Below are 10526 nucleotides of genomic sequence, written 5' to 3'. Positions count from 1 at the left end.
ATTTACACTGATAATAAGCATAATATCTTGATAATCCTAAATATTGACATAGTTTTGTTATGCTATAACGATGTCGATTTGCTTTGTTGCCATTCAAAAATAGCACAAGCTTTTGGTGAATTTGATTTAAGTATTACTAATCCTATTCTTGTGAATAGCATACAGGGAATTGAAGATTACTTATCTCATCTATGTTTAAATAATGGTGCAAAAATAAGTTGGAAAAGGATAGGAAGTACAGGTGCTGATAATATTAGTAATGTTATTGATATATATGAAATCATGACCTATAAAGGTGAAACAATTACTGATTTATATATATCACCCTATCATTTAAAAACGTCTAACAAAGCTCCAAAGGGTTTTAAAATCTTAAAATAAAAACTTATTTTTTATTACATTGTATCAATCAAAATGATAATTGCCCGTTTTTGTTCAACTGATAACATATCCCAACGTTGTAATAAACGGGCTTTTAGGTCATTTTGTGTAGAATAATATCCCGTTTTGTTTTCACTTACTTTATTGGAACTATTAAAGATATAACTTTGTTCTTCATCAATAAGAAACCAACTTATTGGTGTATTTAATTTATGTGCAATTTTAGTTAAATGATCCAGATTAATTTTATTAATCCCTCTTTCGTAGCGAGATAATTGCTGAGTTGATAACTCAACTCGTTCAGATAACTCAGCTATAGTTAAATTATTTTCTTTTCTACAGTGCTGTATGCGCTTTCCTACTTTTTTATCTATATCAGATACAGGTACTTTTGCCATTAATTGTCTTTGCTCATAACTAAAATTTAAATTGGTATTTATTGTCGAGATGTTAGTCTTTTTATTAAATATCTTTTATTGATACAAAATTAAATAAACAAATCAATTATTGATGATTTTGCGTTTTTAATTTATACTTTTAAAAGTCAATTTCGGCAAAATAAGGAATAAAAATGAAGAAATCGTTAATTACAATAACTTTTTTAACAAGTATAAGTAGTTTTTCTTATGCAGAAACATCAGGCCTTTATATTAATGGTCAAATAGGTGCAAGTTGGCTAAAAGCAAAAAGCATAGAGCATCACTTTAATGAGGATGATATAAATCCTAGTCATTTAAGATTTGGATCTCAAAATAAAACAGTCCTTAGTGGCGGTGTAGGAATTGGATATAACTTTAAACCTCAATTTAGTATCCCTATTCGCACTGAATTGATGTTTACTAAACGTGGTAATTTAAATAAAAATACCAATTCGCGAAATGTGTCATATATCGATGACGATGGAGATGCGCAAACTGCTAATTATTATTTACGCATAAAAACACGTATGAATACATTAATGTTAAATACCTATTATGATATTGATACAGGAACTGATTTCACACCTTATGCATCACTAGGTGTTGGTACTGCATTTTTGAAATATGAACGAACAGGACTGGTAAAAGGCGGAGACAACGAGGATGCCGATACTGATTCCAAAAGCAAAACTCGCTTTGCCTACTCTGCAGGTATTGGGGCTTCTTATAAAATAACGGACAATTGGTCTACAGATTTACAGGCTCGATATACTTACGGAGGAAAAGTAAGTGTATCAACTAATGATAATAGCTCAAATTCATCATTAAAACTTAGCACAACTGATTTAACAATTGGTGTTCGTTATTCATTTTAGCAAAGAAAAGGGCAATATAGCCCTTTCAGATTGATGACAAAGAACTCGCTTTTTGGCGAGTTCTTTGATCTAATAGAGAAGAGTCCATTATTAAAAGGAATTTTTCGATGCTAAAAAAACCAACGCCAGCGACACCCGAAAAAGTAGAGCAAATTTCGTTAGATGCGCTTGTCCCTCAAAATCGCCTTGTTCGTAAAATAGCTAAAGTCATTGATTTTGAATTTATTCGAGAAGCGGTAACACCACTTTATTGGCCTAATAACGGTCGTCCGGCAGAAGATCCGGTCAGACTGTTTAAAATTATGCTATTGGGGTATCTTTTTGGTATCCCCAGTGAGCGTCGTCTGGTTCAGGAAATTCAGGTCAATTTAGCTTACCGTTGGTTTCTGGGAATGGGCTTAACCGAAAAAGTGATTGATGCCTAGGCACTCAGCCAAAATCGTCGCCGTCGGTTTAATGATAGTGAAATTTATCAGCAGATTTTTGATAATATTGTTGAGCAAGCCATTGCCAAAGGGTTGATAAGTGGTCGGGTTTTATATACGGACAGTACTCACCTAAAAGCAAATGCCAATAAAGGCAAGGCACGTAATGAGCAGCGTATTGTTGAGCCCAGTCAATATAAGGTTATCGTCATTATCATTCTGATGCAGCAACCTGCAAAGTCTGTCCGTTATTGTCACAGTGTACACAGAGTAAAAATACACAGAAAGTCATCACACGCCATATCTGGGAAGCAGATAAAGAGAAAGCCAATGAGATTCGTTTAAGTCAGTGGGGTAAAAAAGTCTATGCTCGGCGAAAAGAGACCGTAGAGTGCAGCTTTGCTGATGCTAAACAACACCACGGACATCGCTATGCAAGATTTAGGGGAAGAGCACAGGTTCAAATGCAGTGTTTATTGGCCGCAACGGCTCAAAATATCAAGAAAATAGCGATAAAGCTATTTTTGTTACGTTTTTTTAGGCTGTTTTTTAATTTATTTAATAAAATCCAAATTAAAAATCCTGTTTATGGTTTAAATAAAAAAATAAACCCCGAATTATATCGAGGTTTGTCATCAATCTAAAACCGTTCTAAATTGAATGTTTTTTTTATTTTTAATAATCAAGAACAAAATAATTATAGTACTTTACTTAAGAATAACTGTGTTCGTTCATTTTGTGGATTTTTGAAAATCTGTTCTGGCGAACCTTGTTCTTGAATAACTCCTTGATCGATAAAAATCACACGGTTAGACATCTCTCTTGCAAACCCCATATCATGGGTAACAACAATCATCGTCATTCCTTCTTGTGCTAGCGACTTCATAACAGCAAGCACCTCGCTAACAAGTGTAGGCTCATCAAATAACATCACAGCAGGATCCATCATCAAAGCCCTAGCAATTGCCACACGTTGCAGTTGGCCGCCCGACAGTTGGCTTGGGTAAGCATCAATCTTATCAATCAAACCGACTTTAACAAGCAAACTTTCGGCTTTAGCAATGGCATCGGTTTTCGCCATATTTTTCACATCCATAGGCGCTAAAATCAAATTTTGCAACACAGTCATATGAGGAAACAAATTAAAACGCTGAAACACCATACCAACTGATTCGCGCAAACGATTAATATTGGTTTTAGGATCAAGCACGTTAAAACCATTAACAATAATTTCGCCTGATGTGATATCTTCTAACGCATTAATACAACGCAAAAAAGTACTCTTACCCGAACCCGATGGACCAATGATAGAAATAACTTCTTTTTCTTGGATATCACAAGAAATACCACGTAATACATGGATATTACCAAACTGCTTTTGTAGATTTTTAATGTGAATCACTTTTTCTTAACCTTTTTTCCATATATTTTACAAGAAGTGATAATAAAAATGTCATTGTCCAATAAAAAAGCAAAATAACAAAATAAGGCTCAACATAAACCGAATTAATCTCACCTACGATACGAGCTGTATAAGCCAAATCCATCAGTCCAATAACGGAACCTAATGACGAATCTTTTAAAATAGCAATCGCATTATTGCCCAAAGGCGGTAACATACGGCGAAAGGCTTGAGGCAAAATGACTTTAATCATTGTACTGACATACCCCATACCGAGCGATCGGGCAGCTTCCATTTGCCCTTTATCGATAGACTCAATACTTGCACGAAATATTTCAGAAATATTAGCACTAGCATTCAAAGTAATCGCCAAAATACACGAAATAAATGCACTATACTTAATAAACAAATGTTGCGCCAATTGTGACGAAATAAAATAATTTGACAATAAAATTCCATTATTAGGATGTAACAAAAAAGACATAAAAACATAATAAATCACCATTATCTGCACCAATAATGGTGTGCCACGAATGGCGCTAACATAAATTTTAGTTGGCCACCTAACCAGTAAACACAGCACATATTTAAAAATACCATGCCGACATTGAGCAACTAGGTAAATACCTAATATTAAGCCCCAAAAAGTCCCAAGCACCACACAAACAACAGTGCAAGTCACCGTCATTATTGCGCCATCAATAAACATTGGTAAATAATTTTGTATAAGATCCCAGTTAAATCCCATCAATAAAACCTATTGTCCAAATTAGTTAATTGGTAAAGTTGAAGACTATCATTACGATAGCCCTAATTGTAAATAAAGTGGAAAAATATAATAACTTTTGAGCAAAATATTGCAACTTAATATTCTAATAAAATAGCTTAATAAAGCTTACTTCTAATAAAAATAGAAGAAAAACCAAATCATAAACTGATGGTTAATTTGCAGAAAAACACCAAGTTTTCACACCTCATGGTTAAGATAATTCGCTAAAAACGCATAAGGCGTTTTGCTTGAAATCGCTTTATTCGGTTTAACGGTATAGATTCCTGAATATTTTTTACAAAATAACCGGCAAAATAAACCAATAAATCGCCACACTTAATGTGGGGCTGCTGTTTTTTATTGCTTGGCTAGTTTTTTATAACTTAAGTCTGATTTTTTTAGATTTTTTACATAAACGCAGTGCGTTCCTGAAAGTTTTTGACAAAAATGGCAGTAGGTTTTAGTTCGTTATCAATGGTCTAGCGACTGACCATAAAGTATTTAGTCAAATCAGTAACTGTTATTTTTCTCTCTTTTTCCTTCAATAGCTACTTATAAATGTATTTTTATAAGTAGCTAATTTGTTTTATACTTCAATATATTGTAAGTTTTCTAAGTAACCCTAATGCGTTTTATTTTTATGCTTACCTTGTTGATTGCTAGTTTTATAAGTATTGCTAGCTATACACCCAAAGATGGAGATATTATTTTTCAATCTTCACAATCAAGACAAAGCCTGGCTGTTGAACAAGCAACAAACTCGCCATATAGCCATATGGGCATCATTTTGATTAAAAATGGCAAACCATATGTTTTCGAAGCTGCCAACAAAGTTGTTTATACACCACTGAATAGTTGGATTGCGCGTGGTAAAAATAAAAAGTATATAATTAAGCGTTTAAAAGATCATAATCTGTCTAATAATGAGGTTAACAATTTAAAAAAAATTGCACAAACGTTTGAAAATAAACCATATGATATTTGGTTTGGATGGGATGATCGTTATATTTATTGCTCAGAATTAGTCTGGAAGATCTATAATAGAGCCCTTAAATTAAAAATAGGCCAATTGCAAACTATCAAAGAATTTAATCTTTCATCGCCAGCCGTTAAACAAAAAATAAAAAAACGTTATGGAAATAAGATCCCCTATCAAGAAACGGTTATTTCACCCGTGTCTATGTTTAATTCACCACTGCTAACAACGGTTGATAAACAATGGTGAATTAAAATAATGCTAAACTCTTAACTGGTGCAAAACTTTTACGGTATAAATGATTAATACCATGTTCTTTTATTGCTGCTAAATGAGCTTTGGTTGGATAGCCTTTATGTTTAGCAAGACCGTATTGTGGATATAATTTATCAAGCTCAACCATTTCACGATCACGAGTAACTTTAGCTAGAATTGAAGCAGCACTGATTTCTGCAACCAACAAATCCCCTTTAATAACCGCTTGAGTTTGGATGCCAAAATCAGGACAACGGTTGCCATCAACTAATACAAAATTGGGTTTTATGGGTAATCCTGATACCGCCCGTTGCATTGCAAGCATGGTGGCATGCAATATATTTAATTTATCAATTTCATCAACTGATGCTCTTGCAATACACCAAGCTAGTGCCTCTTGTTTAATAATATCAAATAGATGTTCTCGTTTTTTTTCAGTGAGTTTTTTAGAATCAGTTAACCCTTTAATGGGCTTGTTAGGATCTAAAATAACTGCAGCGGTAACAACATCGCCACAAAGCGGACCTCGCCCAACTTCATCAACCCCTGCAATTAAAGTAGCATCTGGATAGGTAAACTCTAGCAATGTGGCTCCTTTAATACATCAAGCACAGCTTTAGCAGCTTGTTTATCAGCATTACAACGAATTTGATTATGCAAAGATAAAAATGTCTGTTTTAGCTCTACATTATCGCCTTCTAAAAAAGGGATAATGCGATTAACAATATTTTCAGGAGTACAATCTTGTTGTAATAATTCTGGTACAATCTCTTTACCCGCTAAAATATTCGGTAATGAAACATAAGATGTTTTAATCAATTTTTTAGCAAGCCAAAAAGTAAATGGCTTCATTTTGTAGCCAACAACCATTGGGCATTTAGCTAGCATGCATTCTAATGCCACAGTGCCCGAAGCCAAGATTGACGCATTACTTGCAATCATTGCTTCGCGGGCATGACCATCTAATAACTGCATTTCAAGTTGGGGAGCAATGTCTGTTTTAATCTGCTCAAATTCTTGTCGTCTTTTTGCGTTAACTAAAGGTACTAAAATATGCAAATCTGGGTAGCGTTGGCGTAATAACAGTGCTGCCCTTAAAAAGGGAGCTGATAATAATGTTACTTCAGCATGACGGCTGCCTGGCAATAAAGCTAAGCAACGACAATTTAATGGAATACCTAATTGTTTGCGTATTGCTGTTTGATCTGGGTTAAGTGGGATATCGTCTGCCATTTTATGACCAATAAAACGACAAGGAACATCAAACTTATCATAAAAGGCTTTTTCAAAAGGTAAAAAAGCTAAAATAAGATTAGTATTACGCTTAATTTTGAAAACGCGTTTTTGTTTCCAAGCCCAAACCGATGGACTCACATAATGGATTGTTTTAATGCCTGCTTGTTTTAACTTACCTTCTAAAGAAAGATTAAAGTCAGGTGCATCAATGCCAATAAATATATCAGGCTTAAGTGCAATTAAACGTCTAGTAATATCTTTGCGAATTGCTAAAATTCGGCGTAATCGCCCCAAGACTTCAACAATACCCATCACTGATAACTCATCCATTTCATACCAAACTTCACAGCCTTCGGCTTGCATTTTAGGACCAGCAATACCAACAAAATGAATATCAGGATGATGATGTTTGAGTGAACGAATTAGACCTGCACCAAGAATGTCGCCAGAGGTTTCTCCAGCGACTAAAGCTACAGTTAATGGTTTATTGGTCATTAACGGATAATGCCTCGTGTAGAACGAGTAAAAAAGTCAACAAACAGTTGAACTTCAGGATGTTGTTTTGCAATGGTTTCGATTTCAATTTTAGCTTCATCTAACGTCAAGCCATTTCGATAAAGGATCTTATAAGTATTACGAATCGCCTGCAAAGCATCTTTACTAAACCCGCGACGTTTTAAACCTTCGTAATTGACACCATGTGGAGTGGCATGATTGCCTTGAGCAATAACATAAGGTGGAACATCCTGCGCAACGCCCGAACAGCCACCAACCATAACATGCGATCCAATTACACAAAATTGATGAATAGCAGTCATACCACCAATAATGACATAATCATCTAATTGAACATGTCCGCCTAACGTTGCATTATTGGCTAAAATACAACGATTACCAATATGACAGTCGTGAGCAACGTGAGCATTAATCATCAATAGATTATCGCTACCAATACGTGTTAGCTCGCCTCCTTGAGCTGTGCCACGATGAATTGTCACACTTTCGCGAATCATATTACGATCGCCAATTTCAGTGCGCGTTGGTTCTCCACGATATTTTAAATCTTGGTTTACTTCACCAATTGAAACAAATTGATAAATTTGGTTATCTTTACCAATTTTGGTATGTCCATTGACGACAACATGCGATTTTAAAAAAGTTCCATCACCAATTTCAACATGTTCACCAATAAAACAAAAAGGCCCAATTTTGACGTTTTCACCAATCTTTGCCCCTTTTTCAATTACTGAACTAGGGTGTATTTCTGTTGCCATAGCTGTTCCTTAATACTGCTTTGGAGATACTCTAAAATCGATGTTACTTGCGAGCACACATCATTTCAGCTTCACAAACTAATTTACCATCAACGGTTGCAACACCATGGAATAGCGCAATGCCTCGACGTTCTTTAATATATTCAACATCTAACACAATTTGATCGCCTGGTACAACTGGACGTTTAAAGCGTGCTTTATCGATTGACGCAAAGTAATAAAGCTGCCCAGGTGAAAGCTCTTCAATACTTTTAAATGCTAAAATGCCAGTTGCTTGCGCCATGGCTTCTAGAATTAAAACACCAGGAAAAATGGGTTTATTAGGGAAGTGTCCTTGGAAGAAAGGTTCATTAACCGTGACATTTTTGATGGCTTTTAATGTTTTACCTTTTTCATAACTAAGTACGCGATCAACCATTAAAAATGGATAACGATGAGGTAACAAACTGATGATTTCTTCAACATCAAGGGTATTAAGTTCGGTAGTCAAAATAGCTATCCTTATACATTATTTACTATAAATTTTGTGCATTATAACTGAGGATACCACTTTCACTCAAGGATGATTTAAAATTACAAAATATGACTTATCCTATTTTATAAAAAGCACAATGACATAGCTTTATTAAATAAATGATTTGTAAACACTATATTATCTTGCATTAAATAATATATAATAACTCAATTAACTATATAAAAGAATTTCTAACTTGGAGAAGTAGAATGAAATCATTAATTAAAATGACCTTAATAAGTGGTGCAATTGTATTGGCATTAGCAGGATGTGATAAAAAATCAGATAAGGTAACTCTTTCAACTGATTCACAAAAAGAAGCCTATGCATTAGGCTCTTCGTTTGCAACATATATGAAAGAAAGTTTAGAACAAAATGAAGTTAAACCAGATCAAGAATATTTAATCAGCGGTTTTAATGAAACATTTAACGGTGCATCACAACTAAGCAAAGATGAGGTTAAAACCATTTTAAATGCGTTTGGCAAACGAATTCAAGAAGAAAGCAAAGCGCGTTTTGAAAAACAAAAAACCGAAAACACAGCTACTGGTGACAAGTTCCGTGAAGAATTTGCTAAACAAGATGGCGTTAAAAAAACTAAATCAGGCTTGCTTTATCAAATTTTAGAAAATGGTTCAGAGCAACATCCAACAGAAAATGATACCGTTATCGTTCATTATACAGGCACTTTAACTGATGGACGTAAATTTGACAGTTCTTATGATCGTGGTGAACCGGCTAAATTCCCTCTTTATGGGGTGATAAAAGGTTGGACTGAAGGAATTCAATTGATTGGTGTTGGTGGAAAAATTAAACTTGTCGTACCACCAGATTTAGCTTATGGTGATCAAAGCATTCCAGGTCAAGAAAATAAAGCAGGAATCGAACCTGCATCAACATTAGTGTTTGAAGTTGAATTACTAGGTATTGATAGTGATAAAAATGACACAAATGAAGATCCAAGGGAAGAACCAGTATCAGAGCCTGAACAAGCAGAATAACAAGCAGCTGACTCACTTGATCGATTCATTAAGTTACACACTTATTATTATGGGTCCTGCTTATGGGACCCAATCTGCTTATTGCGCATACCAATTTGCTCAAGCTTTACTGTCTAATACTCCTCATCAGATTAAAAACATCTTTTTTTATGCCGATGGTGTTTATAATGGCAATAGCTATACAGATCCTGCTAGCGATGAGTTTGATTTAGTTTCAGCATGGCAAGAATTAGCAAAAACACACACCTTAACGTTAACTATTTGTGTTGCAGCTGCGCAGAGACGCGGTGTTATCAAAAATAACCTAGCTAATCATTTTCAATTAACCGGTCTTGGTGAGCTTGGCGAATCAATCTCAACAACCGATCGAACCATTCAATTTTAAATTAAGACTGAAATGAAAAAACTAGCAATTATTATCAGCTCACCACCTCATGGAAATGCCAAAGGTCGAGAAGCACTTGATATCGCATTAGCCACATCAGCTATTAATCATGTTTCTGTTTTTTTTGTCGATGATGGTGTCTTTCATTTATTACCAAATCAACAACCTGATCACATTTTAATGCGAGATTATATTGCGACATTAAACATGCTTGAACTTTATGATATTGATGATGTATATGTCTGTGAATCTTCACTGAAATCAAGAAACTTAACCCAAATAGCCAGAAACATTCCAAGTAAAGTCATTAATACCCAGTTATTAAATCAACTATTAACAACTAAAGATGTGATTTTGCGATTCTAATTTTATATTGAAAGCAAAACCTTATACCACAACAACACGCTTATATCTAAAAAAATCGGTCAAAAGACATTGATTTTATTGAAGTTTTTATTTGATTGTTTTTAATAAAAAAAATACTGGAGCGTTTATAAATAAAGCAAAGAGTCTGTAAAGTTAAATCAAATAAATAATCCACTCTATTTTTTGCTTATTTAAATAGAGTGGATTGTTACATTAGTTTTATTTAATTTGGTTCTTATTTTATACTA

Annotated in this window: 13 protein-coding genes and 1 pseudogene; 7 read left to right on the top strand and 7 right to left on the bottom strand. The window is 34.3% G+C overall.

Annotated elements, in window-relative coordinates; genetic code table 11:
• On the top strand, window positions 1-381 hold a 381-nt coding region (locus GQ590_RS08590), incomplete at its 5' end, for a hypothetical protein (RefSeq protein WP_160408199.1).
• Window positions 382-395: 14 nt separating this feature from the next.
• Here GQ590_RS08590 and GQ590_RS08585 read toward each other — a convergent pair.
• On the bottom strand, window positions 396-779 hold the full coding sequence (locus GQ590_RS08585) for a helix-turn-helix domain-containing protein (protein ID WP_034915655.1): 384 nt from the start codon (window positions 777-779) through the stop codon (window positions 396-398).
• Between the two features lie 173 nt (window positions 780-952).
• Here GQ590_RS08585 and GQ590_RS08580 point away from each other — a divergent pair, with 173 nt between their 5' ends.
• Both GQ590_RS08580 and GQ590_RS08575 read left to right on the top strand, forming a co-directional pair.
• Window positions 953-1675: an outer membrane protein gene (locus GQ590_RS08580; protein WP_160408197.1), complete on the top strand. Its 723-nt coding sequence runs from the start codon at window positions 953-955 to the stop codon at window positions 1673-1675.
• Between the two features lie 107 nt (window positions 1676-1782).
• A pseudogene (locus GQ590_RS08575) lies at window positions 1783-2744 on the top strand (transposase).
• Window positions 2745-2797: 53 nt separating this feature from the next.
• Here the strand turns inward: GQ590_RS08575 and GQ590_RS08570 are convergent.
• Both GQ590_RS08570 and GQ590_RS08565 read right to left on the bottom strand, forming a co-directional pair.
• The gene (locus GQ590_RS08570) at window positions 2798-3502 is read right to left on the bottom strand and encodes an amino acid ABC transporter ATP-binding protein (RefSeq protein ID WP_160408195.1); all 705 of its coding nucleotides are present in this window, start codon (window positions 3500-3502) and stop codon (window positions 2798-2800) included.
• Window positions 3489-4253 carry an amino acid ABC transporter permease gene (locus tag GQ590_RS08565; protein WP_160408193.1) on the bottom strand — a complete coding sequence of 255 codons (765 nt, stop codon included), beginning with the start codon at window positions 4251-4253 and terminating at the stop codon, window positions 3489-3491. The genes GQ590_RS08570 and GQ590_RS08565 overlap by 14 nt, the downstream gene beginning before the upstream one ends.
• A 643-nt stretch (window positions 4254-4896) precedes the next feature.
• Here GQ590_RS08565 and GQ590_RS08560 point away from each other — a divergent pair.
• Complete coding sequence (locus GQ590_RS08560; protein ID WP_160408190.1) at window positions 4897-5496, top strand: YiiX family permuted papain-like enzyme; 600 nt, start codon at window positions 4897-4899, stop codon at window positions 5494-5496.
• A gap of 1 nt (window position 5497) precedes the next feature.
• Here GQ590_RS08560 and rnhB read toward each other — a convergent pair whose 3' ends face one another.
• From rnhB to fabZ, 4 genes are read right to left on the bottom strand one after another with little or no spacing between them, the layout of a single operon-like run.
• A complete protein-coding gene (gene rnhB / locus GQ590_RS08555; RefSeq protein WP_160408188.1) occupies window positions 5498-6088 on the bottom strand; it encodes a ribonuclease HII in 591 nt (196 codons plus the stop codon).
• Window positions 6082-7233, bottom strand: coding sequence for a lipid-A-disaccharide synthase (gene lpxB / locus GQ590_RS08550; protein ID WP_160408186.1), 1152 nt, complete (start codon window positions 7231-7233; stop codon window positions 6082-6084). Before lpxB ends, rnhB begins: the two co-directional genes overlap by 7 nt.
• Window positions 7233-8012 carry an acyl-ACP--UDP-N-acetylglucosamine O-acyltransferase gene (gene lpxA / locus GQ590_RS08545; RefSeq protein WP_160408184.1) on the bottom strand — a complete coding sequence of 260 codons (780 nt, stop codon included), beginning with the start codon at window positions 8010-8012 and terminating at the stop codon, window positions 7233-7235. The genes lpxB and lpxA overlap by 1 nt, the downstream gene beginning before the upstream one ends.
• A gap of 43 nt (window positions 8013-8055) precedes the next feature.
• Complete coding sequence (gene fabZ, locus GQ590_RS08540; protein ID WP_160400678.1) at window positions 8056-8502, bottom strand: 3-hydroxyacyl-ACP dehydratase FabZ; 447 nt, start codon at window positions 8500-8502, stop codon at window positions 8056-8058.
• A 233-nt stretch (window positions 8503-8735) separates the two neighbouring features.
• Here fabZ and fkpA point away from each other — a divergent pair, with 233 nt between their 5' ends.
• The 3 genes from fkpA to tusC are packed head-to-tail and all read left to right on the top strand — an operon-like array spanning window position 8736 to window position 10278.
• Window positions 8736-9527, top strand: a complete 792-nt coding sequence (gene fkpA / locus GQ590_RS08535) for an FKBP-type peptidyl-prolyl cis-trans isomerase (RefSeq protein ID WP_160408182.1) — start codon at window positions 8736-8738, stop codon at window positions 9525-9527.
• A 19-nt stretch (window positions 9528-9546) separates the two neighbouring features.
• Window positions 9547-9912, top strand: coding sequence for a sulfurtransferase complex subunit TusD (gene tusD / locus GQ590_RS08530; RefSeq protein ID WP_368669158.1), 366 nt, complete (start codon window positions 9547-9549; stop codon window positions 9910-9912).
• 12 nt (window positions 9913-9924) lie between these two features.
• Window positions 9925-10278, top strand: coding sequence for a sulfurtransferase complex subunit TusC (gene tusC, locus GQ590_RS08525; RefSeq protein ID WP_160408180.1), 354 nt, complete (start codon window positions 9925-9927; stop codon window positions 10276-10278).
• The last annotated feature ends 248 nt before the right edge of the window (window positions 10279-10526 follow it).

This window comes from Gilliamella sp. Lep-s35 (genome assembly GCF_009795845.1).
In the GTDB taxonomy this organism is placed as follows: Bacteria; Pseudomonadota; Gammaproteobacteria; order Enterobacterales; family Orbaceae; genus Gilliamella.
This window is presented reverse-complemented; position numbering and strand designations above follow the sequence as displayed.

Coding starts and splice junctions, on each gene's coding strand:
- GQ590_RS08585 (WP_034915655.1), bottom strand. CDS start 779: ATGGCAAAAGTACCTGTATCTGATATAGATAAAAAAGTAGGAAAGCGC.
- GQ590_RS08580 (WP_160408197.1), top strand. CDS start 953: ATGAAGAAATCGTTAATTACAATAACTTTTTTAACAAGTATAAGTAGT.
- GQ590_RS08560 (WP_160408190.1), top strand. CDS start 4,897: ATGCGTTTTATTTTTATGCTTACCTTGTTGATTGCTAGTTTTATAAGT.
- lpxB (WP_160408186.1), bottom strand. CDS start 7,233: ATGACCAATAAACCATTAACTGTAGCTTTAGTCGCTGGAGAAACCTCT.
- lpxA (WP_160408184.1), bottom strand. CDS start 8,012: ATGGCAACAGAAATACACCCTAGTTCAGTAATTGAAAAAGGGGCAAAG.
- fkpA (WP_160408182.1), top strand. CDS start 8,736: ATGAAATCATTAATTAAAATGACCTTAATAAGTGGTGCAATTGTATTG.
- tusC (WP_160408180.1), top strand. CDS start 9,925: ATGAAAAAACTAGCAATTATTATCAGCTCACCACCTCATGGAAATGCC.